Origin of the sequence: Caldimonas thermodepolymerans (assembly GCF_015476235.1) — a bacterium.
Taxonomy (GTDB): domain Bacteria; phylum Pseudomonadota; class Gammaproteobacteria; order Burkholderiales; family Burkholderiaceae_C; genus Caldimonas; species Caldimonas thermodepolymerans.
This window is the reverse complement of the sequence record NZ_CP064338.1, coordinates 1,075,985-1,099,317: the sequence shown is the minus strand read 5'-3', so window position 1 is coordinate 1,099,317 and position 23,333 is coordinate 1,075,985. Positions and strand designations below refer to the sequence as shown.

The window sequence follows — 23,333 nt, the reverse complement described above, 5'->3', positions numbered from 1 at the left end:
CCATGCACCCCGCGGCGGGACGCATGGCGGTTTCACGAAAGGGGGAAGGGCTCAGGACGCCATGGAACGGAACGGCTTGATCGCCACGGGCGCTTCAGTGCCGCACCGGCACGAGGAAGTCGCGGCTGATGCCCGCGCCCAGGTCGTTGACGCGGTCGAGGAACTGCGTCAGGAACGCGTGCAGGCCGGTGGCGAGGATCTCGTCGATGCGGCCGTACTTGAGGTCCGCCTGCAGGCGCCCGGCGCGCCGCTGGGTCTCGCCGGACTGCTCGTTGGCCACCGCCGCGAGGTTGTGCACCACCTCGTTGACGCAGGCCATCAGCGAGCGCGGCATGTCCGGGCGCAGGATCAGCAGCTCGGCCACCTTCTCCGGCTGCAGCACGGTGCGGTAGACCTTGCGGTAGACCTCGAAGCCCGAGACCGAGCGCAGCACCGCGGACCAGTAGTAGAAGTCGAACTCCACGTCCTTCTCGCGCGGGCCGGTGCTGCCGAAGAACTCGTCGCTGACGCCGTGGAACTTCACGTCCAGCAGGCGGGCGGTGTTGTCGGCGCGCTCGAGGAAGGTGCCGATGCGCAGGAAGTGGAAGGCCTCGTCCTGCAGCATGGTGCCCAGCGTCACGCCGCGCGACAGGTGCGAGCGGAACTTCACCCATTCGAAGCACTCGCCCGGGTCGCGCAGGAAACGGTTGCCGTCGAACTGCCGGTGGAACTCCAGCCAGGTCTGGTTCTGTGTCTCCCACACCTCGGTGGTCAGGGCGCCGCGCACCGCCCGGGCGTTCTCGCGCGCCGCGCGCAGGCAGCTCGCGATGCTCGACGGGTTGCTCTCGTCGCGCACCATGTAGTCCATCACCTCGCGCGCCGAGAAGCCCCGGTAGCGGCGCGCGAAGTCCTCGGTCAGGTCACTGATGCCCAGCAGGCTGCGCCAGCCCTGCTCGGCCATCTCGGCCGAATGGGGCAGCAGGCTCATCTGGTAGTTCACGTCGAGCATGCGCGCGGTGTTCTCCGCACGCTCCATGTACCGGGCCATCCAGAACAGGTGATCCGCGGTGCGTGACAACATGGCCGGCCTCCTTCTTCACTCCTCGAGCACCCACGTGTCCTTCGTCCCGCCGCCCTGGCTGCTGTTGACCACCAGCGACCCATCCTTGAGCGCCACCCGCGTCAGCCCCCGGGCACCATCTGCACCGTGCGCCCGCTCAGCACGAAGGGCCGCAGGTCTATGTGCCGCGGCGCGATGCCGGACTCCACGAAGGTCGGGCAGGTCGACAGCGACAGCGTCGGCTGCGCAATGTAGTTGCCCGGCTGCGCGACAAGCCGCTCGCGGAAGGCCTCGATCTCTTCCTTCGTCGCCGCCGGGCCCACCAGCATCCCGTAGCCGCCCGCCCCGTGCACCTCCTTGACCACCAGCTCCGGCAGGTGCGCCAGCACGTACTTCAGGTCCTCCTCGCGCCGGCACACCCAGGTGGGCACGTTGTCGAGCAGCGGCCTCTCCCCCAGGTAGAACTCGATCATCTGCGGCACGTACGGGTAGATGGACTTGTCGTCCGCGATGCCCGTGCCGATGGCATTGGCCAGCGTCACGTTGCCCGCCCGGTACACCGACAGCAGCCCCGCGCAGCCCAGCACCGAGTCGGCCCGGAACGCCAGCGGGTCGAGGAAGTCGTCGTCCACGCGCCGGTAGATGACGTCCACCCGCTTCGGCCCCTGGGTGGTGCGCATGTAGATGAACTGGTCCTTGACGAACAGGTCCTGCCCCTCCACCAGCTCCACGCCCATCTGCTGCGCCAGGAACGCGTGCTCGAAGTACGCGGAGTTGTACATGCCCGGCGTGAGCACGACCACGACGGGATCGTTGACGCTGGGCGGGGCCACCGCCCGCAGCGACTCCAGCAGCAGGTCGGGGTAATGCGCCACCGGCGCGACGCGGTATTCGCTGAACAGCTCCGGAAACAGCCGCATGGTCATCCTGCGGTTCTCCAGCATGTAGCTCACCCCGCTGGGCACCCGCAGGTTGTCCTCGAGCACGTAGTAGGTGCCGCTGCCGTCCGCGTTGGCCGCGCGCACGATGTCGATGCCGGCAACGTGCGCGTACACGCCCCCGGGCACCTCCAGCCCCAGCATCTCGGCGCGGAACTGCCCGTTGCCGCACACCTGCTCGGCCGGCACCACCCCGGCCTTGATGATCTCCTGCTCGTGGTAGACGTCGTGGATGAAGCGGTTGAGCGCCGTCACGCGCTGCGCCAGCCCGCGCTCGAGCACCTGCCACTCGTGCGCCGGGATGATGCGCGGGATCAGGTCGAACGGGATCAGCCGCTCGGTGCCCGCCCCGTCCTCGTCCTGCGCCCCGTACACCGCAAACGTGATGCCCACCCGCCGGAAGATCACCTCGGCTTCCTCTCGCCGCGAGCGCATCACGTCCCGCGGTTGCCTGGCCAGCCACCGGTCGTACACCCGGTAGTGCTCCCGCACCACCGCGCTGCTGGCGTGCATCTCGTCGTAAGTGGGCATCATGGGCAACTGTCTCCTGGCCGGCGTTCTGCAAGTTCCAGGCCATGGGACCATGGCCGGCGCACCGGTCGGTGCACCACAATGGGGCTGCACGCCGGGCATGGCACGTGCAGCCGGCACAGCGGAGACCAGCCATGAGGCCGTTGTTCGAATCGATGTCCGCCCGCTTGCAGGACCTCTGGAAGCGGGGCCAGGCGCCGGCGGCGAGCCGCGCCAGCCGCTGCGTGTGCGGGCGGCCGGTGTTCTTCGACAACAGCCTGTGCCTGAACTGTGGCCGGCCGCTCGGCTACGAGCCCCGGCTCGGGCGGGTGCTGGCGCTGCAGCCGGGCCCGCAGCCCGGCACCTGGCAGCCGGCGGCGGAGCTGCCCGAAGGCGAGCCGCGCCCGCTGTACCGGCGCTGCGGCAACTTCGACAGCGCGGCCGGCTGCAACTGGCTGGTGGAGGATGCGCAGGCACTGTGCCGCTCCTGCCGGCTCAACCGCGTCATCCCCGACCTGTCGCTGCCGGAGAACCAGGTGCTGTGGGGCCGCATCGAGGCGGCCAAGCGCCGGCTGGTGTCGCAGCTGATCGGGCTGGGCCTGCCGGTGCGCACTCGCCTGGGCGAGGACCCGGCGCGCGGGCTGGCCTTCGACCTGCTGCGCGCGTTGCCCGGCGGGCCGCCGGTGATGACCGGCCATGCCGACGGGATCATCACGCTGAACGCCGAGGAGGCCGACCCGGCCTACCGCGAGCGCACGCGCGAGCACCTGCAGGAGCCCTACCGCACCGTACTCGGCCACCTGCGACACGAAGTGGGCCACTACTACTGGGACCGGCTGGTCGCGCACACGCCCTGGCTCGAGCCGTTCCGCCGGACCTTCGGCGACGAGCGCCAGGACTACGCCGCGGCACTGCGCCGCCACTACGAACAGGGCGCACCGGCGGACTGGCAGTCGCGCCACGTGAGCGCTTACGCCAGCGCCCACCCGTGGGAAGACTGGGCCGAGACCTGGGCGCACTACCTGCACATGGTGGACACGCTGGACACCGCGCTCAGCTTCGGGCTGGACGCCGACAGCGTGGAGCCCTCCCATGCACCCTACACCCCGGAGACGCTGCAGCAGCCGGCCGACGCCACCACGGCAGGCTTCCTCTCCTTCGTCAACGCCTGGATGGAACTGACCTGCGTGCTCAACGAGCTGTCGCGCAGCATGGGGCAACCGGATTTCTACCCCTTCGTGCTGTCGGCGCCGGCCGTGGACAAGCTGCACTTCGTGCACCGGGTCGTGACGCAATACCGGGACCACCCCGGGCCGGACTGAGCGCAATGCCCCCGCAAGGGCGTTGTCAGGCGACTCGCGTTACGCTCGGGCCTGTTGCCCTCACGATGTCGCCATCTCCCTTGCCTTCCTCCCGCCCGCGCGCTGCCGGCTGGGCACCGCGCATCCTGGTCATTGCCGACAGCATCCACGCGCGCAAGCTGTTCGCCCGCGCCTGCCTGCATTTCGAGCCGCACGCCGAGATCCTCGCGGCCGAGCACCCGGCCGAGGTGCCGCCGCTGATGCTGTCGGAGCCGCCCGACCTGCTGCTGATGGAGTCCGACGGGGACCGCCCCGACCGCCTGGAGCCGCTGCTGCAATGGGTCCAGTGCGTCGTGCGTCCCCCGCTGGTCGCGCTGGTGGGCAACCAGCCGGTGCCCTGGCCGGCCACCGGGCCCGGCCCGTCGGCCGACGCGCGGCCGGTCTGCATGGGCTGGACCGCGCTGCCGCCCTGGCTGGCCGTGACGCTGCCGCGACTGCGCTGCCGCGCCGAACTGGCGGCACTGCGCCCGGGCGCGTTCGGCGACACCACCCGCCCCGGCCACCTCGTGACCACCGTCTGAGCGGGCCGGCGGCGCTTCAGCGCGCGATGCCGGCCTCGGGGTGCTGCCCGAGGATGAGCGCCTCGAACTCCTCCGGCCCCATCGGCCGACCCAGGTAGTAGCCCTGCGCCTCGTGGCAGCCGTGCTGGCGCAGGAACTCGAGCTGCTCGCGCGTCTCCACCCCTTCGGCCACCAACCCGACCTGCAACGTGTGGGCCATCGCGATCAGCGCGGCAGCCAGCCGCGAGTCGCTTTCCGAAGCTGGCACGGCCTCGAGGAAGGCGCGGTCGATCTTGAACTTGTCCACCGGCAGCTCGCGCAGGTAGGACATGCTGGAGTAGCCGACGCCGAAATCGTCGATCGCGATGCTGATGCCCAGCGCGCGCAGCCGCGACAGCACCGAGGCGGTGGACAGGGTGTCGCGCACGATGGCGCTTTCGGTGATCTCCAGTTCCAGCCGCGACGGGGCGAGCCGGTTCGCCTCCAGGGCCTGCGCGATGTGCTCGACCAGGTGGTCGGTCTCGAGCTGGCGCGGCGAGAGGTTCACCGCCACGCGCAGCGCCATGCCGGTGCGCTCCTCCCAGGCACGCGCCTGGGCACAGGACTCGCGCAGCACCCAGTCGCCGATCGCGACCACCAGGCCGGTGTCCTCGGCCATCGGGATGAAGTCCGCCGGCGAGACCATGCCGTGCAGCGGGCGGCGCCAGCGCACCAGCGCCTCGGCGCCGACCAGGCGGCCGGTGGCCACGTCGAACTGGGGCTGGTACATCACGCGCAGCTCCTTGCGGTCCAGCGCCTGGTGCAGGTCGTTCTCCATGCGCAGGCGCACCGCCGAGTCGCGCGTCATGCTCTCGTCGTACATGCGCACCGTGTTGCGGCCCTGCGCCTTGGCGTGGTACATGGCGGCGTCGGCCGCGCGCATCAGCGTCACCGGGTCGTCGCCGGCCTGCGGGTAGGTCGCCACGCCGATGCTGGGCGTGACGCGCAGCTCGTAGCTGCCCACCGGCATCGGCTCGCCGAGCGCGGCGATCACCTTGCGTGCGACGACCTCGCAGTCCTCGACCCGCGTCACCTTGGGCAGCAGCACGACGAACTCGTCGCCACCCATGCGCGCGACGGTGTCCGAGGCGCGCACCGCCGAGCGCAGCCGCTCGGCGACGATCTTCAGGATGGTGTCGCCGACGTGGTGGCCGAGCGAGTCGTTGATGTTCTTGAAGCGGTCCAGGTCGATGAACATCAGCGCCATGCAGTCGCCCTCGCGCTTGGCGCGCGCCAGCGCCGCACCCAGCCGCCCCTGCAGCAGCACGCGGTTGGGCAGCGAGGTCAGCGCGTCGTGGTGCGCCATGTGGCGGATGTGCTCCTCGGCGCGCTTGCGCTCGGTCACGTCGTAGGCCATGCCGAGATAGCCGACCGGCTCGCCGGTGTCGCTGGACATGGTCGTGACCACCTGCACCACCGGCACGCGACGGCCGTCCTTGCGGATGTAGGTCCATTCGCGCTCGTCCGGGCGGCCGTGGCGGGCGCGCGCGACCAGTGCATCGAAGCCCGCCTGGATCGGCTCGCCCAGCTCGGCACTCAGCTGCGTGGCGCGCAGCGACAGCTCCTGCGGGTCGTGGAACAGCACCGGCGTCTGGCGCCCGACCAGCTCGTCGGGGCTGTAGCCGAGCAGCATCTCGGCGGCCGGGTTGAGCGCCTGGATCACGCCGCGCAGGTCGGTGGCGATGATCGCGAACGGGGCGCTGTCGTAGATGCTGCGGCGCAGCGCGTCGGCGCGGCGCAGCTGGCGCTGGGTTTCCTCGTAGGCCAGCTCGGCGGCGCGCCGCTCGCTCATGTCGCGCAGCATGCCGACGAAGTGGCGCTTGCCGTCGAGCAGCACCTCGTTGACGCCCAGGTCGATCGGGAACAGCGTGCCGTCGCGGCGCAGGCCGGTCACTTCCAGGCCGCTGCCGAACACCGCGCCCTCGCCGGTCTGCTGGAAGCGCTTGAGGTAGCTGTCGTGCTGCTGCGCCTCGGGCAGCGGCATCAGCATCGAGACGTTGCGCCCGAGCATCTCGTCCTCGCGGTAGCCGAACATGCGCAGCGCCGCCGCGTTGATGCCGATGATGGTGCCGCGCTCGTCGATCGTGATGATGCCGTCGACGGTGCTGTCGATCACGTTGCGCAGCCGCGCCTCGCTCTCGCGCGCCTGGCGGCTCAGGCGCTCGGCCAGTTCGGCCGCGCGGCCGTAGCGGCCGGCGAACACGCGCAGCGCGATCCACAGCGCCACCGTGCTGAACAGCGCGCCGCCCAGCACCGCGAGCGCGGCCGGCAGCTGGTGGTAGGCCACCGGTTCGCGGATGCCGCGCACCTCCCACAGCCGCCCGCCCACCTGCACCACCTGCGCGTGCGCCCGCCCGGCCTCGACCGCGGCCGCCGCTTCGGCGCGCTGCGGTCCCTCGAACAGCGGCACGACCGTCTCGCCCGATCGCGGGGCCGAGTCCTCGCCGACGTCCACGACGTGCACGTGGTAGCGGCGCGCGTCGTCCTGCGTCAGCGCGTCGCGCATCAGGTCGGCCGCCCGCACCACCATGCTGACCTGCCCGCGGTGCGCCTGGCGGCGCGCCTCGACGCTGTCGCCCACCGGCACGGAGTCGTACACCGGAGCGCGCACCAGCAGCACCCGCGCCGCCGATTCCCCGGGGAGCGGCTGGGGGGCGGAGAGCACGGCCTGCCCGGAGTCGCGCGCGCGCTCCATGTCGCGCCGCGCCGCCGCATCGGCGGCCGCGTCGAAGCCCAGGTGGGCCTGTCGCTGCTCGCTCGGCTCGCTGTACAGCACCGGCAGGTAGACGTCGCGCTCGCCCTCGGGATGGATGCGCCAGCCCGTCAGTCCCTGGGCCCGAGCCGCGGCCTCGACGCGGTCCCGCTCGGCAGCCGGGACCAGCTCGGCATAGTCCAGCGCCACCAGGGCCGGATAGCGCTCGAGCATGCGCAGCGACAGGAAATGCTTGCGGAACGCCTCGCGGCCGACATCGCCGCCGGACTGGAAGATCGCCGCCACGCCGACCGCGAGGTCGGCATAGCGGTCCAGCGCGGTGCCGATCTGCTGGACCAGCACGGTGAAGTGCTGCTCGAAGTTGCGGTCTTCCCGCGCGTTCAGGCTGGACGCGGTCAGGTGCCACACCAGCAGGCTCGCGGCCAGACCCAGCGCCAGCACGGCGTCGGCCAGCCGGCGGTAGAGCCGGTGCCGGGAGGCGGGATCGGGAGCCGCGGCGTCGGCAGCGGCAGGATCGGCGAGGCTGGCGGTCACGAGGGCTGGGTGGCAAGCGCGCGGATTTCGCAACCCCGGATGCTACCCGGCGCGGGGCCCGTTCCAGCTTACGGCACCGCCTCGGGCGGCACCGGAATGTGGCCGGCACGCTGCAAAGCGACGATCCGGGCCAGGAACTGCGCCGCCGGCACCGGCCGGCCGAGCAGGTAGCCCTGCGCCTCGTCGCAGCCCAGCGCCTGCAGCTGGCGCAGCTGCGCCGGCGTCTCGACGCCCTCGGCGACGATGCCGACATCCAGGCTGTGCGCCATCGCGATCAGCGCCCGCACCAGCCGCGCGTCGCTGCCCGGCCCCTGCAGCCGGGCCACGAACGAGTGGTCGATCTTGAACTTGTCGACCGGCAGCTCCTGCAGGTACGACAGGCTGGAGTAGCCGACGCCGAAGTCGTCGATCGCGATGCTCACGCCCAGCGCCCGCAGCCGCTGCAGCCGGAAGGCCGCCTGCCGGGTGTCGCGCACGACGGCGTTCTCGGTGATCTCCAGTTCCAGCAGCTGCGCCGGCAGGCCGCTGGCCTGCAGCGTCTGCGCGATGCGCTCGACCACCTGCTCGTCTTCGAGCTGCCGCGGCGAGAGGTTGACCGCCACTCGCACCGGCCATTCCAGGCGCTGCTGCCAGCCTGCCGCCTGCCGGCAGGCCTCGCGCAGCGCCCATTCGCCGATCGGCACGATCAGGCCGGTGTCCTCGGCCACCGGGATGAACTCCTCCGGAGCCACCAGCCGGCCGTCGCGGTGCCAGCGCACCAGCGCCTCGGCACCGACCAGGCGCCCGCTGTGGCACTCGAACTGCGGCTGGAAATACAGCACCAGCTCGTCGCGCTCCAGTGCCCGGTGCAGGTCGTTCTCGATCTGCAGGTCGGCGGCGATCGCCGCGTCCCCGCCGGGCGTGAACAGCCGGTAGGTGTTGCGGCCGGCGTCCTTGGCCAGGTACATCGCGCGGTCCGCATGGCGCATCAGGTGGGTGGGGTCGTGGCCGGCGTCCGGATAGGCGGCCACGCCGATGCTGGCAGTGACGCGCAGCTCGTGGCCGGCCGCCACCATCGGCGGCGTCAGCGCGTCGAGCATCTTGCGCGCCACCGCCTCGCAATCGGCCTGGCTGCCGATGTCCGGCAGCAGCACGACGAACTCGTCGCCGCCCATGCGCGCCACGATGTCGCTGTGCCGCACCGCGCCGCGCAGCCGGTGCGCCACCTCGCACAGCACCTGGTCGCCGACGTGGTGGCCGAGCGAGTCGTTGATGTTCTTGAAGCGGTCCAGGTCGACGAACAGCAGCGCCATCATGCGGCCTTCGCGCCGGGCGCGCTCCGTCGCGTGTGCCAGGCGCTCCTCGAGCAATGTCCGGTTGGGCAGGCCGGTGAGCGCGTCGTGCAGCGCCATGTGGCGGATGCGCTCCTCCGTGCGGCGCCGCTCGGAGATGTCGCGCACCACGCCGACGTACTGGCGCTCGTCACCCAGCTGCATCTCGGTGAAGGCCACGTCGACCGGGAACTCGCTGCCGTCGGCGCGCCGTCCGCTGCTTTCCTGCACCACCGGGCCGGACGCCGTGCCGAACGCACGGGGGACGAAATCCCCGATCGGCCGCCCGACCATGTCCTGCTCGGCCAGGCCGAACATGCGCTGCGCCGAGACGTTGGCGCTCAGCACCGTGCCGTCGCCGGCCAGCGTGAGGATGCCGTCGACCGCGCTGTCGATCACGGCCTTGAGCCGGGAGGCGTAGGCCTGTGCCTCGCGCCCCAGGCGGCGCGCGATCTTGGCCGCCTGGTCGTAGCGCACCGCGAAGGCCATCACCGCGGCGAAGCTCACCAGCGAGGCAAACACGCCGCCCAGCAGCATCATCAGCGGATGCGCCTGCCAGTGGAACGCCTTCGGCGTGCGCGCCACCTTGATCGCCCACAGCCTGCCGGCGACGATGCGCACGTGCACCCGCAGGTCGTCCAGCGCCGGGGCGAACGGCCCCGCCCCGGCCAGGCTGTCGAACAGCAGGCGCACCGGGGCGCCCGGCGGGTCCGGGGGCTCGTCGAGGGCCCCCAGGTCCTCCACCCGCAGGCGGTAGCCGAGCGCCTCGTTGGTCATCACCTCGGCCATCACGCGCACCGCGCGGAACACCCCGGAGACCAGCCCGACGAAGGCCGCACGCCGCTGCTCGACCGTCTCCAGCGGCATGCCCGGCGCATAGACCGGCACCCGGATCACGATGCCGGGGTCGCCCTGCAGCAGCATCACCGGGGCCGACACCCCCGGCCGGCCGCTGTCGCGCGCCCGCTCGACCGCCTCGCGGTGCGCGGGGCTGCCCAGGCTGTCGAAGCCGAGCGCCACCTCGTTGCCCGCCAGCGGCTCCGTGTAGACCACCGGCGTGTACAGCGGCCGCTCGCCGGCCGGCTTGATCGCGTAGTCGGCGATGCCTGCCTCGGCCAGCAGGCGCTCGCGCATGGCCTGCTCGAAGCGGGCCTTCGCGGCATGCGGCACCAGCGCCGAGTACTGCACCGCCTGCACTGCCGGGAAGCGTTCGCCCACCGACAACGCCTCGAAATGGTGGCGGAACACCTCCGCGCTGACATGGTCGCCGACCTGGAACAGGCTGCGGAAGCTCAGCAGCACTTGGGTATGGAGGTCGAAGCCCTCGTCGATCGCCGCCGCGGTGCGGGCCGCGAAGCGGTCCAGCGAGGCGTCGGACTGCTGCCGCAGCTGCTCGGCCGCGTCGCGCCAGAGGAAGAGCGTGGTGACGAGGCTGGCCACCAGCACCGCCCATGCCAACGCCTTGTACGCATGGCCGCGCCGAGGCAACTGCTCCACCGATACATCCACTGTCCGCCCCCTCTCCGGCGCGCCTGCGGTCTCCGGGGCACGCACGCCTTCTGCCCCTCTCGTGTCGGCCCGCACCGGCACCGCTCGAGCCTGCCGCGTGCCTCAGCCGCGCTGGGCGCGCATCGCGCGCGACAGCAGCACCACCGGCAGCAGGCCGACCAGCACGATGGCCAGCGACGGCAGCGCCGCCTCGCCGAGCCGCTCGTCGCGCGCCAGCTGGTTGGCCACCACGGCCAGCGTATCGCTGTTGAACGGCCGCAGCACGTAGGTGGCGGGCAGTTCCTTCATCACGTCGACGAACACCAGCAGACCGGCGGCCAGCGCCGAGCGCCGCAGCAGCGGCACGTGCACGGTCCCCAGCAGCTTCCAGCGCGGCGTGCCCAGCATGCGGGCGGACTCGTCCAGCGTCACCGGGATGCGGGCATAGCCCGATTCCACCGACTGCAGCGCCACCGCGGAAAAGCGCACCAGGTAGGCGTACAGCAGGCCGAAGGCGGTGCCGGTCACGAGCGCGGTCAGGCCGCTGTCGGGCCAGACCGACTGCAGCCAGCCCAGCGGCAGCAGGATGCCCACCGCGATCACCGCCCCCGGCACGGCATAGCCCAGCGAGACCACGCGCACCGCGAAGCGCAGCCCGGGGCGCGGGCTGGTGCGCATCGCGAACGCCAGTGCCACCGACAGCAGCACCGCCAGCGCCGCGGCGATCGCCGCCAGCCGGAAGCTGGCCCAGCTCCACTGCGCGAAGCGGTCCCAGGGCATGCCGAACTCGGAGTAGTGCATCTCGGCCCACAGCAGGCGCAGCAGCACCAGCACCGGCAGCACGAAGCCGAGCAGCACCGGTACCGTGCACACGGTCCAGGCCAGCCAGCGGTGCCGGCCGGCCAGCGGCACCGGGCGCGCCTCCTGGCCGCCACCGTGGCCGCCGCGCCCGGTCGCGAAGCGCAGGCGCCGCTGCGCGCGGTGCTCGAACCACAGCAGCAGCGCGACCACCGCCAGCAGCACGGTGGCCAGCTGGGCCGCGGCGATGCGGTCGTCCATCGACAGCCACGCCTTGTAGATGCCGGTCGTGAAGGTGTTGAGGCCGAAGTACGAACCGACGCCGTAGTCGGCCAGCGTCTCCATCAGCGCCAGCGCCACGCCGGCGGCCATCGCCGGGCGCGCCAGCGGCAGCGCCACGCGCCAGACCCGGCGGGCAGTGCCGGCGCCGAGCAGCCGGGCCGCCTCCATCAGGTGCACGCCGCGCTCGGACAGCGCCGCGCGCGTGAGCAGGTAGACGTAGGGGTAGAACGAGAAGATGAACATCGGCACCGCCCCGCCCAGGCTGCGCACGTCGGGCAGCATCGCGCCCTCGCGGCCGGTCAGCGCGCGCAGCGCGGTCTGCAGCGGCCCGCTGTACTGCAGGAAGTCGGTGTAGGCGTAGGCCATCACGTAGGCCGGCATCGCCAGCGGCAGCAGCAGCGCCCACTCGAAGACGCGCCGGCCGGGGAAGTCGAACAGCGTCACCGTGGCCGCGGTCAGCCCCCCGACCACCGCCACGCCGAGCGCGACGCAGGCCGACAGCAGGAAGGACGTCCAGGCGTAGCCCGGCAGCACGGTGGTGAACTGGTGTGCGATGACCGCAAAGCTGTCGGCGTTGAAGACGGCCCAGGAGCCGACAACGCCCAGCACCGGCAGGGCGAGCAGCAGGGTCAGGACGGAAAGCAGGCGCATGAGTACAGCAATACGGCGCAGCAAGAGCGCCGGCAGGTGCAGCGCGTCGGCTGCCGCCTTGACGACCATCAAGACGGAAGGAATGAGAAATCAAATTATTCTCTCTCGAAACCTTCCCGATCCGGGACGCACCAGGCCAGGCCACGGCATTACGGCACGCCGGCGCCCGCCTGCGCGTCGGCCCAGGCCGGGAATTCGGGCATAGTTCGTGGCTTCGCGCGGCCCCTGAAGGCCGCGCGACGTCGTTTTTCCGTTGCGGTCCCAGCATGTTCCTCCAGCTCGATCACGTCACCATCCGCTACCCCGGCAGTGCATCGCAGCACCCGGCCGTCGACCAGGTCAGCCTGACGCTCAACGCCGGCGAGATCGGCGTGCTGATCGGCCCGTCGGGTTGCGGCAAGACCTCGCTGCTGCGCGCCATCGCCGGGCTGGAGCGCATCCAGGGCGGGCGCATCCTGATCGCCGGCCAGGTGCTGAGCGCCGCCACCCCCGACGCCACCGTGCACCTGGCGCCGGAGCGCCGGCAGATCGGCATGGTGTTCCAGGACTACGCGCTGTTCCCGCACCTGAACGTGCACGACAACGTCGCCTTCGGCCTGCCGAAGATGGACAAGGCCCAGCGCAGCGCCCGGGTGGCGCAGATGCTGGCGCTGGTCGGCCTGGCCGGCATGGAGCGCCGCTATGCGCACCAGCTCTCCGGCGGCCAGCAGCAGCGCGTCGCGCTGGCGCGGGCGCTGGCGCCGCAGCCGCGCCTGCTGCTGCTGGACGAGCCGTTCTCCAATCTCGACGTGGACCTGCGCGAGCGGCTCGCGCACGAGCTGCGCAACATCCTCAAGCAGACCTCCACCACCGCGCTGTTCGTCACCCACGACCAGATGGAGGCGTTCGCGGTGGGCGACCTGATCGGCGTGATGAACCACGGCCGCCTGGAGCAGTGGGACGACGCCTACCACCTCTACCACCGCCCGGCCACGCGCTTCGTCGCCGACTTCATCGGCCACGGCGTGTTCGCGCCGGCGCGCATCGTCGAATCGGTCCACGGGCCGGTGGTGCGCACCCCCCTGGGCGACCTGACCGACCTGGAGGAATGCCCGCTGCCGACCGCCTATCCGGACGGCGAATGCGAGGTGCTGCTGCGCGCCGACGACATCGTCCACGACGACGCCAGCCCGGTCAAAGCCCGCATCGAGCGCAAGGCTTTCCGCGGCTCGGAGTTCCTCTACACCCTGCGGCTGGAGTCCGGCGAGCAGGTGCTGGCGCACGTGCCGTCCCACCACGACCACGCGCTGGGCGAGTGGATCGGGATCCGCCCCGACGTCGACCACGTCGTGACCTTCCCGAAGGAAACCGCCGGCTGACGGCGCCCCCGTCCGCCGGGAAGCCCTGCAACTTTCTGGCGGTTTCGGGCATCGAAGGGGCTGGCGGTCAGCCTATACTGACTCCAGTTTTCCCAGGACAGGGCAAGCGAAAGGACTGCGCGCACATGGGTGCCAAATTGAAGATTGCTGGCTGGATCTCGCTCGGCGCGGTCGCGGGCGCCTTGACCACCATGCAGCTGCAGGCGACGGCCAGGAACGGGCTTGCCCCGCTGCCGCTGGAGGAACTCCAGCAGCTGGCCGCGGTCTTCGGCATGGTCAAGTCGGACTACGTCGAGCCGGTCGACGAGAAGAAGCTGATCACCGACGCGATCAGCGGCATGGTCGCGGGCCTGGACCCGCACTCGCAGTACTTCGACAAGAAGTCCTTCAAGGAATTCCGCGAGGGCACGACCGGCCGCTTCGTCGGCGTGGGCATCGAGATCACGATGGAGGACGGCCTGGTCAAGATCGTCTCGCCGATCGAGGGCTCGCCCGCCTACCGCGCCGGCCTCAAGAGCGGCGACCTGATCACCAAGATCGACGACACCGCGGTCAAGGGCCTGACCATCGACCAGGCGGTCAAGCGCATGCGCGGCGAGCCGAACACCAAGGTCATCCTGACCATCTTCCGCAAGTCGGAAAGCCGCACCTTCCCGGTGACCATCACGCGCGAGGAGATCCGCGTGCAGAGCGTGCGCGCCAAGATGGTCGAGCCCGGCTACGCCTGGCTGCGCATCAGCCAGTTCCAGGACCGCACGGTCGACGACTTCGTGCGCAAGCTGGAAGAGCTGTACAAGCAGGACCCGGCCCTCAAGGGCATCGTGCTGGACCTGCGCAACGACCCCGGCGGCCTGCTCGAGGGCGCGGTCGCGGTGGCCTCGGCCTTCCTGCCCAAGGGGGCGGTGGTGGTCTCGACCAACGGCCAGATCGCCGAATCCAAGGCGGTGTTCAAGGCCAGCCCCGAGTTCTACGTGCGCCGCGGCGGCGGCGACCCGCTCAAGCGCCTGCCCGAGGCGATCAAGAACGTGCCGCTGGTGGTGCTGGTCAACGAGGGCTCGGCCTCGGCGAGCGAGATCGTCGCCGGCGCCCTGCAGGACCACAAGCGCGCGGTCATCATGGGCTCGCAGACCTTCGGCAAGGGCTCGGTGCAGACCGTGCGGCAGCTCACGCCCGACACGGCGCTCAAGCTGACCACGGCCCGCTACTACACGCCCAGCGGCCGCTCGATCCAGGCCAAGGGCATCGTGCCGGACGTGATGCTGGACGAAACGCCCGAGGGCAACGTCTACGCCGCGCTGCGCATGCGCGAGGCCGACCTGCAGAAGCACCTGCAGAACGGCGACGAGAAGGACGAGAAGGACCCGGCACGCGAGAAGGCGCGCGAGGAAGCGCTGCGCCGCCTCGAAGAAGAAGCGCTGAAGCAGCAGAAAGGCGCCGGCCCGAAGCCGCTGCCCGAGTACGGCAGCCCCGAGGACTTCCAGCTGCAGCAGGCGCTCAACCGCCTCAAGGGCAAGCCGGTGCTGGTGTCCAGGACCGCGGTCGAGCGCAAGCCCGAGGAAACCGGCGCGAACTGATCGCCGCCCGCCAGCCCTCCCGCCGACGCCCGCCTGCCGCGGGCGTCGGCATTTTGGGCCGCCTCCGGGGCCATGGCGGATTCGGTATGCTGGTGCGATGAACGACGAACAGCTCCTGCGCTACAGCCGGCATCTGCTGCTCGACGACCTCGGCGTCGAGGGGCAGGAGCGCATCCTGGCCGGCCACGCCCTGGTGGTGGGTGCCGGCGGGCTGGGCTCGCCGGTGGCCTACTACCTGGCGACCGCCGGCGTCGGCCGCCTGACCCTGGTCGACCATGACGAGGTGGACCTGACCAACCTGCAGCGGCAGATCATCCACGACATGTCGCGCCTGGGACGCCCCAAGGCGGAATCGGCCGCGACCACGATCGCCGCGATCAACCCCGACGTGCGGGTGCGCCCCGTGGTGCGCCGGGCCGACGAGGCGCTGCTGTCGGAGCTGGTCGCCGAGGCCGACGTGGTGCTCGACTGCACCGACAACTTCGCCACCCGCCAGGCCATCAACCGCGCCTGCGTGCAGCACCGCAAGCCCCTGGTGGCGGGCGCGGCGATCCGCTTCGACGGGCAGGTCTCGGTCTACGACACGCGCCAGCCCCAGGCGCCCTGCTACGCCTGCGTGTTCCCACCCGACCAGCAGGTCGACGAGGTGCGCTGCGCGACCATGGGCGTGTTCGCCCCGCTGGTGGGCATCATCGGCACGGTCCAGGCCGCCGAGGCCCTCAAGCTGCTGGCCGGGGTGGGCAGCTCGCTCGCCGGACGGCTGCAGATGCTGGACGCCCGGTCGATGGAATGGAGCGAGATCCGCATCGGCCGGCACGCCGGCTGCTCCGTCTGTGCGGCATGGCGGGAAACCCCGCACCTTGTCACAACCTCCTGAGCCCGGTGCACGGCAGCGGCCGCGGCGTCGGATAAGCTGGCGCCCCTCGCACACAGACAACAAGGGTAGACCCGAAGATGACCAACAAGCGTCAGAAGCTGACGGCGCGCAATTTCCCTTCTGCCCACGAGGATGTGATCGCAGCCTCGACGCTGCCGCGCTACGGCGGCCCGGAAAGCGCATACCGGCTCGCCTTCACCGACGAGAAGTTCCTGCTGCGCGAGGAAATGCGCCCGGTGCGCATGCAGCTGGAGCTGCTCAAGCCCGAGCTGGTGCAACGCGAGCACAACATCGAGCTGACCGTGGTGATCTTCGGCAGCGCGCGCATCCCCCCGGCCGACGTCGCGCAGGAGCTGCTGGCCGAAGCGCGCAAGTCGAACAACCCGGTGCTCGTCCAGCACGCCGAGGCGCGCGTGCGCATGTCCCGCTATTACGAGGAGGCGCGCCGCTTCGCCGCCATCGTCACCGAGGCGTCGAAGCGCCTGGACCCGCCGATCTACGTCTGCACCGGCGGCGGCCCCGGCATCATGGAGGCCGGCAACCGCGGCGCCTTCGAGGCGGGCGGCAAGAGCATCGGGCTGAACATCGTGCTGCCGCACGAGCAGGAGCCCAACCCCTACGTCACGCCGGAACTGTGCTTCCTGTTCCACTACTTCGGCCTGCGCAAGATGCACTTCCTGATGCGCGCGATCGCGCTGGTGTGCTTCCCGGGCGGGTTCGGCACGCTCGACGAGCTGTTCGAGGCGATGACGCTGACGCAGACCGGCAAGTCGCGCAAGCGCCCGATCCTGCTGTTCGGCCGCGAGTTCTGGAGCCGCGTGATCAACTTCGACGTGCTGGTCGAGACCGGCATGATCTCGCCCGAGGACGTCCACCTGTTCCAGTACGTCGAAACCGCCGAGGAAGCCTGGGCGGCGATCTGCGCGGCCTACGCGCTGGACGCCCCACATCACGCCAACGGCGCGCTCGCCGAGGAGTGACGCGCCCTGGAGGAGGGAGAACCACCATGCCGATACCCGTGAGCCTGATCGGCGCGCCCACCGACGTCGGGGCCGGCGCGCGCGGCGTGTCGATGGGCCCCGAGGCCCTGCGCGTGGCGGGGCTGCAGCCCACGCTGGAGGGCCTGGGCTGCGAGGTGATCGACCGCGGCAACCTCTCCGGGCCGCCCAACCCCTGGCAACCGCCGGTCGACGGCTACCGCCACCTCGACGAGGTGGTGGCCTGGAACAGCGCGGTGCACGAGGCGGTCTACGGCGAGCTGCAGCAGGGGCGGCTGCCGGTCCTGCTGGGCGGCGACCATTGCCTGGGCATCGGCTCGATCAGCGCGGTGGCGCGCCACTGCCGCGAGCAGGGGAAGAAGCTGCGCATCCTGTGGCTGGACGCGCACGCCGACTTCAACACCAGCCTGATCACCCCGAGCGGCAACCTGCACGGCATGCCGGTGGCCTGCCTGTGCGGCCACGGTCCCGAGCCGCTGGTCCGCCTGGGCGGCCACGTCCCGGCGATCCAGCCGAACATGGTGCGCCAGATCGGCATCCGCAGCGTCGACGAAGGCGAGAAGCGCTTCGTGCACGAGATGGGGCTGGAAGTGTTCGACATGCGCTACATCGACGAGATGGGCATGCGGCACACGATGGAGCTGGCGCTGGCGATGCTCGACGAACGCACCCACCTGCACGTCAGCTTCGACGTGGACTTCCTCGACCCGGAAATTGCCCCGGGCGTGGGCACCACGGTGCGCGGCGGGCCGACCTACCGGGAGGCCCAGCTGTGCATGGAGATGATCGCCGACAGCGGCCGGCTCGCCTCGCTGGACGTGATGGAGCTGAACCCGGCGCTGGACGTGCGCAACCAGACGGCCGAGGTGGCGGTGGACCTGATCGCCAGCCTGTTCGGCAAGTCCACCCTGATGCGCCGGTGAGGCCCGCTGCCCGCTTCCTGTCCCACGGCCTGGCGGGCCTGCTCGCCGGACTGGCCGCGACGCTGCGGGCGCAGCCCGCGCCCGCGGCCGAACCCGCGCTCGAACCCCTCGTCGTCACCGGCTCGGTGGCCGAGCTGCGCGCCTTCGACGCACCCTACGCGATCGGCACGGTCGACGAGGAGGCACTGCGCGCCGGCGGCTGGCTGGTGGACCTGTCCGAGTCGCTCGCCGCGGTGCCGGGGCTGTCGGTGCTGCATCGCGGCAACCACGCGCAGGACCTGCAGGTCAGCTCGCGCGGCTTCGGTGCGCGCGCCGGCTTCGGCGTGCGCGGCCTGCGGCTCTATACCGACGGCATCCCGGCGACGATGCCGGACGGCTCCGGGCAGGTCTCGCATTTCGACCTGCTCGGCGCGCAGCGCGTCGAGGTGCTGCGCGGTCCGTTCTCGGCGCTGTACGGCCACGGCTCGGGCGGCGTGATCGCGCTGGTCAGCGCGCCGGTGCGCGAGCGCCGCGCCGAGGCGGGCGTGGTGATCGGCAGCCACGGCGCGCGCCAGCTGCGCGGCCGCTACGAGGCGCCGCTCGACGAGCGCTGGGACCTGCGCGCCACCGCCTCGGCCTTCGAGACCGACGGTTTCCGCCCGCATGCCGGTGCGCGGCGGCTGCTCGGCAACCTGCGCCTGGGCTGGCACGATGGCGCCGATCGCATGGTGGTCCATGCCCACGCGCTGCACCAGAAGGCCGACGACCCGCTCGGGCTGACGCGCGCCCAGTACGAGGACGATCCCGGGCAGACCACGCCGCAGGCGCTCGATTTCGACACCCGCAAGACCACGCGGCAACGGCAGCTCGGCGCGCAGTGGAGGCGCGAGCACGGTGGCGTCCTGAGCGAGACGGCCCTCACGGCCTACCTCGGCCAGCGCGAGGTGCAGCAGTGGCTGGCCGTGCCGCCCGCCGCGCAGGCAAACCCGACGCATTCGGGCGGCGTGATCGACCTGGACCGTCGCTACCACGGCCTGGACGCGCGCGCGGTGTGGCGCTTCGCGTCCGTGCGCTGGGTCGCCGGCATCGCCTGGGAGCACCAGCGCGACCGCCGCAAGGGCTACGAGAACCACGCCGGCAGCGGCGCCGGCCAGCGGCTGGGGGTGGCCGGTGCCCTGCGCCGCAACGAGGTCAACGCGGCCGACACGACCGACCTCTACACCCAGGCGGAGGTCGACCTCGGCGAACGCGTCGTCGCGACGCTGGGGCTGCGCGCCGGGCGGCTGCGACAGCGCTCGGACGACCGGTTCCTGGCCAACGGCGACGACTCGGGCCACGCCCGCTTCCGCTATGCCAACCCGGTGGCCGGCCTGCTGTGGCGCGCGACGCCGCAGTGGAACCTGTATGCGAGCGTCGGGCGCGGCTTCGAGGCGCCCACGCTCAACGAGCTGGCCTACCGCGGCGACGGCAGCGGCGGCTTCAACGACACGCTGGACCCGCAGCGCAGCCGCCAGCTCGAGCTGGGCGCGAAGTGGCGCGCGCCGGACAGTGCGGCAGGGCTGGACGTGGCGCTGTTCCGCGCCGAGACGCGCGACGAGCTGGCGGTGCGCACCAACACCGGCGGGCGCTCCAGCTACGCGAACGTCGGCCGCACGGTGCGCCAGGGGGCTGAGCTCGCCCTGCACTGGCGCTGGCAGCGCACGCTGCAGGCGCGCCTGGCGCTGACCTGGCTGGACGCCACCTACCGCGACGCCTTCCTGGCCTGCGACGGCGCGCCGTGCACCGAGCCGACCGTGCCGGTCGCGCCCGGCAACCGCATCGCCGGCACCACGCCGCGCAGCGCCTGGCTCGAACTGGCCTGGCGACCGGGCCACGGGCACGAGCTGGCCGCCGAGTGGCGCGCCCAGGGACGCACCGCGGTCGACGACGTCAACAGCGACTTCGCCGCCGGCTACGGCGTGCTGGCGCTGCGCAGCCGGGTGCGCCTGGGTGGTGCCTCGGGCCCGGAGCTGTTCGCGCGCATCGACAACCTGTTCGACCGCCGCCATGTGGGCAGCGTGATCGTCAACGAGGGCAACCGGCGCTACTTCGAGCCGGGCGCGCCGCGTCGCTGGACGCTCGGCCTCAGCTGGCCGCTCTAGGCGGGCAGGGGCCGTGCCAGCGGCGGAACACCTGCGGCAGCATCGGGTCCGGCTGCGAGAACAGGCCGCGCCGGGCCTGCCGCGCCTCGCGCTCCAGCGCCGCATAGGGCCCGTCGTCGCGGCGGAAGCGGTAGCTCCAGGCATGGCCCTCGCGGACCATCCAGGCGGCCACGTCCTCGCCGTCCAGCCACAAGGTGCCCAGCCACCGCTGGTAGCTGTCCCGGGCGCGCAGCACGGCCTCCAGGCGACGGCCGAGCACGCGCGCCTTCAGCGCCTCGGTGGCCTCGCGGCCCCAGGGCTGGCAGGCCTCGGGGGCATCGATGCCCTCGATGCGGATCTTCAGCGGCTTGCGGTTCTCGCCCTCGACGCGCAGCCACAGCGTGTCGCCGTCGGTCACGCGCGTGACCCTGCCGACCACGCGCGTCCCGTCGGCCCAGGCCGGCAGGCAACACAGGGCCAGCCACGACGCGATGACGAACCGCCTCATGCGCCGCTCCCGCCCAGCAGCCACCAGACGAACAGCCCCAGCATCACCAGCCAAAGCAGCACGACCAGCGCCGCACCCCACAGCAGGCGCGGCAGCTTCTCGCGCGAGACCTCGGCCTCGCGCAGCAGCTGCTGCCATGCCGGCTGCGGCACCAGCTTCGCGACCAGCGCGATGCCGAGCGGGATCAGCACCAGGTCGTCGAGCTGGCCCAGCACCGGGATGAAGTCCGGGATCAGGTCGATGGGGCTCACCGCGTAGGCCAGCACGACGATCGCCACGAGGCGCGCGGCGCGCGGCATGCGCCGGTCGCGGAACAGCTTCCACAGCGCGATCAGGTGGGTGGCCAGGCGCGCGGTGTGGGCGGCGCGTACCAGCTTGGTCAGCTTCATGGCGTCTTCTGCAAGGTCTTCTCGGCCGCCCGCAGGATGCGCTGCAGGCGGTCGGCCAGCTTCTCGGTCGTCAGCTGCTCGCGGAAGCGCTCCACCATCAGCGGCAGCGACATCGGGCTCGGGTGCCGCAGCACCACCGCCTCGATGCGCTTGCGGCGCATCGCGCCCAGCGTGGCGCGCAGGCGCGCGATGTCCAGCTCCTGGCTGAGCACTTCGCGTTCGGCCTGGGCCAGCAGCAGGTTGCCCGGATCGTACTTGCGAAACACCTCGAAGAAGAGCGAGCTGGACGCCTGCAGCTGCTTCATGCTCTTGGGGGCACCGGGATACCCGGCAAACACCAGGCCCGCCACGCGCGCGATCTCGCGGAAGCGCCGCTGCGACAGCTCGGTCGAATTGAGGCTGGCCAGCACGTCCTCCAGCAGGTGCCCGGACGAGAACGCGCGGCCGTCGAGCACCGCGCTCACGTCGACCGGCAGCGCGCTCAGCAGCTCCAGGCCGTAGTCGTTGAACGACAGGCTGAAGGTGTTGGGCCGGTCCTTCGCCAGCCGCCAGGCCAGCAGGCTGGCCAGGCCCATGTGCACGTCGCGCCCGGCAAACGGGTAGAGGTACAGGTGGTGCCCCTCGCGCGAGCGGTAGCGCTCGACCAGCAGGGTCTCGGGCGACGGCAGCCGCGACAGGCGCTGCTGCACGGCCAGCATGGGCTGCGCCGCCTGCAGTTCGCCATCGAGGACATCGCCCTGCTGCACGCCGCGCAGCACCTGCAGCATCATGTCGGCCAGCTCGTTGGACAGCGACATCCGCCCGCCGTTCCAGCGCGGCACCGCGCCGCGCCTGCGCTCGGCGCGGCGCACGTAGGCGACCAGGTCCTGCACCCGCACGAACTCGAGCAGCCGCCCACCGAACAGGAAGCAGTCGCCCGGCTTCAGGCGCGCGATGAAGCTTTCCTCGATGGTGCCGATCCGGCTGCCGCCGAGGTACTTCACCTGCATCGTCGCATCGCCGACGATGGTGCCGACCTGCAGGCGGTGGCGGCGCGCGATGCCGCGGTCGGTCACGCGGTAGACGCCGTCGACCGGCCGGACGCGGTGGTATTCCGGGTAGGCGTGCAGGCTGTCGCCGCCGCGCTCGACGAAGTTCAGCGCCCACCGCCACTCCTGGCGGGTGAGGCCGCGGTAGGCGTAGGCGCTGCGCACCTCGTCGTAGAGATCGTCGCTCGTGAAGCCGCCCCCGAGCGCCACCGTCACCAGGTGCTGCACCAGCACGTCCAGCGGCTTGTCCGGCGAGACGCGCTGTTCGATGCGCCCGGCCTGCGCGGCACGGCGTGCGGCCACCGCCTCGACCAGCTCCATCGTGTGCGTGGGCACCAGGGTCACGCGGCTGGGGCGCCCCGGCGCATGGCCGCTGCGCCCGGCCCGCTGCAGCAGGCGCGCCACGCCGCGCGCCGAGCCGATCTGCAGCACGCGCTCGACCGGCAGGAAGTCCACGCCCAGGTCCAGCGACGAGGTCGCCACCACCGCCTTCAGCCGTCCCTCCTTCAGCCCCAGCTCCACCCACTCGCGCGCCGCCTGGTCCAGCGAGCCGTGGTGCAGCGCCACCAGGCCGGCCCAGTCGGGCCGGGCCTCGATCAGCATCTGGTACCACAGCTCGGCCTGCGAACGCGTGTTGGTGAACACGAGCGTGGTCGACGAGCGTTCGATCTCGTCGATCACCGGCTGCTGCATCTGCTGGCCCAGGTGCCCGGCCCAGGTGAAGCGCCCCGGCTCGGGCGGGATGAGGGTGTCGATCACCAGCGCCTTGTCGATGCGCCCCTGCACCAGCGTGCCGCCCGGGCCGCCCAGCAGCACCTCCATCGCCTGGCCGAGGTTGCCCAGCGTCGCGCTCAGGCCCCAGACCGCGAGCGACGGATTCCAGCGTCGCAGGCGCGCCAGCGCCAGCTGCACCTGCACGCCGCGCTTGTTGCCGAGCAGCTCGTGCCATTCGTCGACGATCACGGTGTGCACCTGCGCGAGCTGCTCGCGCGCGGACTCGCGCGTGAGCATGAGGCTCAGCGACTCGGGCGTGGTGACCAGCGCCGCGGGCCAGCGGCGGTCCTGCCGGGCACGCTCGGCCGCCGGCGTGTCGCCGGTGCGCATGCCCACCGACCAGCCCGGGGCCAGCGCCGCCAGCGGGGCCTGCAAGGCGCGCACGCTGTCGGCCGCCAACGCGCGCATCGGCGTGATCCACAGCACCTGCAAGGGAGGCGCCCCGCGCGCCGCGGCCGGATGCCGGCGCGCGCGCAGCAGGGCGCCGAGCCACACCGCGTAGGTCTTGCCCGCGCCGGTGGTCGCGTGCAGCAGGCCGCTGGCACCGCGCTGCATGGCCTGCCAGACCTCGCGCTGGAACGGGAACGGCTGCCAGCCGCGCGACGCGAACCAGTCCTCGGCGACCGTGATGGGTTCGTCCAT

At 71.8% G+C, this 23,333-nt stretch carries 15 protein-coding genes and 1 pseudogene; 8 read left to right on the top strand and 8 right to left on the bottom strand.

Annotated elements, in window-relative coordinates:
* Positions 1 to 94 precede the first annotated feature (94 nt).
* Positions 95 to 1,060: an alpha-E domain-containing protein gene (locus tag IS481_RS05275; RefSeq protein WP_194963341.1), complete on the bottom strand. Its 966-nt coding sequence runs from the start codon at positions 1,058 to 1,060 to the stop codon at positions 95 to 97.
* Between the two features lie 15 nt (positions 1,061 to 1,075).
* Positions 1,076 to 2,508 (bottom strand): annotated as a pseudogene (locus tag IS481_RS05270) (circularly permuted type 2 ATP-grasp protein).
* A gap of 134 nt (positions 2,509 to 2,642) precedes the next feature.
* Here IS481_RS05270 and IS481_RS05265 point away from each other — a divergent pair.
* Both IS481_RS05265 and IS481_RS05260 read left to right on the top strand, forming a co-directional pair.
* A complete protein-coding gene (locus tag IS481_RS05265; protein ID WP_104356191.1) occupies positions 2,643 to 3,809 on the top strand; it encodes a zinc-binding metallopeptidase family protein in 1,167 nt (388 codons plus the stop codon).
* An 80-nt stretch (positions 3,810 to 3,889) separates the two neighbouring features.
* Entirely contained in the window at positions 3,890 to 4,369 is a 480-nt protein-coding gene (locus tag IS481_RS05260) for a PleD family two-component system response regulator (RefSeq protein ID WP_104356190.1), read from the top strand.
* A 16-nt stretch (positions 4,370 to 4,385) separates the two neighbouring features.
* Here the strand turns inward: IS481_RS05260 and IS481_RS05255 are convergent, their stop codons facing one another.
* The 3 genes from IS481_RS05255 to IS481_RS05245 form a co-directional block, all read right to left on the bottom strand.
* Positions 4,386 to 7,634 carry a bifunctional diguanylate cyclase/phosphodiesterase gene (locus tag IS481_RS05255; RefSeq protein WP_104356189.1) on the bottom strand — a complete coding sequence of 1,083 codons (3,249 nt, stop codon included), beginning with the start codon at positions 7,632 to 7,634 and terminating at the stop codon, positions 4,386 to 4,388.
* A gap of 68 nt (positions 7,635 to 7,702) precedes the next feature.
* Positions 7,703 to 10,441, bottom strand: coding sequence for a bifunctional diguanylate cyclase/phosphodiesterase (locus tag IS481_RS05250; protein WP_170067435.1), 2,739 nt, complete (start codon positions 10,439 to 10,441; stop codon positions 7,703 to 7,705).
* Between the two features lie 114 nt (positions 10,442 to 10,555).
* The gene (locus IS481_RS05245; RefSeq protein ID WP_104356187.1) at positions 10,556 to 12,163 is read right to left on the bottom strand and encodes an ABC transporter permease; all 1,608 of its coding nucleotides are present in this window, start codon (positions 12,161 to 12,163) and stop codon (positions 10,556 to 10,558) included.
* Positions 12,164 to 12,429: 266 nt separating this feature from the next.
* On the opposite strand from IS481_RS05245, the gene IS481_RS05240 reads away from it, so the two are divergent.
* From IS481_RS05240 to IS481_RS05215, 6 genes are all read left to right on the top strand, one after another.
* Positions 12,430 to 13,521 (top strand): ABC transporter ATP-binding protein, encoded by a 1,092-nt coding sequence (locus IS481_RS05240; RefSeq protein ID WP_104356186.1) that lies wholly within the window; start codon positions 12,430 to 12,432, stop codon positions 13,519 to 13,521.
* A gap of 125 nt (positions 13,522 to 13,646) precedes the next feature.
* On the top strand, positions 13,647 to 15,095 hold the full coding sequence (locus IS481_RS05235; protein ID WP_104356185.1) for a S41 family peptidase: 1,449 nt from the start codon (positions 13,647 to 13,649) through the stop codon (positions 15,093 to 15,095).
* Positions 15,096 to 15,192: 97 nt separating this feature from the next.
* Complete coding sequence (locus IS481_RS05230) at positions 15,193 to 15,972, top strand: HesA/MoeB/ThiF family protein (RefSeq protein ID WP_104356184.1); 780 nt, start codon at positions 15,193 to 15,195, stop codon at positions 15,970 to 15,972.
* Between the two features lie 77 nt (positions 15,973 to 16,049).
* A complete protein-coding gene (locus tag IS481_RS05225) occupies positions 16,050 to 16,952 on the top strand; it encodes an LOG family protein (RefSeq protein WP_104356183.1) in 903 nt (300 codons plus the stop codon).
* A gap of 26 nt (positions 16,953 to 16,978) precedes the next feature.
* Entirely contained in the window at positions 16,979 to 17,893 is a 915-nt protein-coding gene (rocF, locus tag IS481_RS05220) for an arginase (RefSeq protein ID WP_104356182.1), read from the top strand.
* Positions 17,890 to 20,013, top strand: coding sequence for a TonB-dependent receptor family protein (locus IS481_RS05215; RefSeq protein ID WP_198425458.1), 2,124 nt, complete (start codon positions 17,890 to 17,892; stop codon positions 20,011 to 20,013). The genes rocF and IS481_RS05215 overlap by 4 nt, the downstream gene beginning before the upstream one ends.
* On the opposite strand, the gene IS481_RS05210 is transcribed toward IS481_RS05215, so the two are convergent.
* The 3 genes from IS481_RS05210 to IS481_RS05200 are packed head-to-tail and all read right to left on the bottom strand — an operon-like array spanning position 19,997 to position 23,333.
* Complete coding sequence (locus IS481_RS05210; protein ID WP_104356181.1) at positions 19,997 to 20,500, bottom strand: thermonuclease family protein; 504 nt, start codon at positions 20,498 to 20,500, stop codon at positions 19,997 to 19,999. The genes IS481_RS05215 and IS481_RS05210 overlap by 17 nt on opposite strands.
* Entirely contained in the window at positions 20,497 to 20,889 is a 393-nt protein-coding gene (locus IS481_RS05205; protein ID WP_104356180.1) for a YkvA family protein, read from the bottom strand. Before IS481_RS05205 ends, IS481_RS05210 begins: the two co-directional genes overlap by 4 nt.
* Positions 20,886 to 23,333, bottom strand: coding sequence for a ligase-associated DNA damage response DEXH box helicase (locus tag IS481_RS05200; protein WP_104356179.1), 2,448 nt, complete (start codon positions 23,331 to 23,333; stop codon positions 20,886 to 20,888). Before IS481_RS05200 ends, IS481_RS05205 begins: the two co-directional genes overlap by 4 nt.

Bases quoted from the DNA above. Each gene is read 5' to 3' on its own strand.
- IS481_RS05275 (WP_194963341.1), bottom strand. From the start codon at position 1,060: ATGTTGTCACGCACCGCGGATCACCTGTTCTGGATGGCCCGGTACATG.
- IS481_RS05265 (WP_104356191.1), top strand. From the start codon at position 2,643: ATGAGGCCGTTGTTCGAATCGATGTCCGCCCGCTTGCAGGACCTCTGG.
- IS481_RS05245 (WP_104356187.1), bottom strand. From the start codon at position 12,163: ATGCGCCTGCTTTCCGTCCTGACCCTGCTGCTCGCCCTGCCGGTGCTG.
- IS481_RS05240 (WP_104356186.1), top strand. From the start codon at position 12,430: ATGTTCCTCCAGCTCGATCACGTCACCATCCGCTACCCCGGCAGTGCA.
- IS481_RS05235 (WP_104356185.1), top strand. From the start codon at position 13,647: ATGGGTGCCAAATTGAAGATTGCTGGCTGGATCTCGCTCGGCGCGGTC.
- IS481_RS05230 (WP_104356184.1), top strand. From the start codon at position 15,193: ATGAACGACGAACAGCTCCTGCGCTACAGCCGGCATCTGCTGCTCGAC.
- IS481_RS05225 (WP_104356183.1), top strand. From the start codon at position 16,050: ATGACCAACAAGCGTCAGAAGCTGACGGCGCGCAATTTCCCTTCTGCC.
- rocF (WP_104356182.1), top strand. From the start codon at position 16,979: ATGCCGATACCCGTGAGCCTGATCGGCGCGCCCACCGACGTCGGGGCC.
- IS481_RS05210 (WP_104356181.1), bottom strand. From the start codon at position 20,500: ATGAGGCGGTTCGTCATCGCGTCGTGGCTGGCCCTGTGTTGCCTGCCG.
- IS481_RS05205 (WP_104356180.1), bottom strand. From the start codon at position 20,889: ATGAAGCTGACCAAGCTGGTACGCGCCGCCCACACCGCGCGCCTGGCC.
- IS481_RS05200 (WP_104356179.1), bottom strand. From the start codon at position 23,333: ATGGACGAACCCATCACGGTCGCCGAGGACTGGTTCGCGTCGCGCGGC.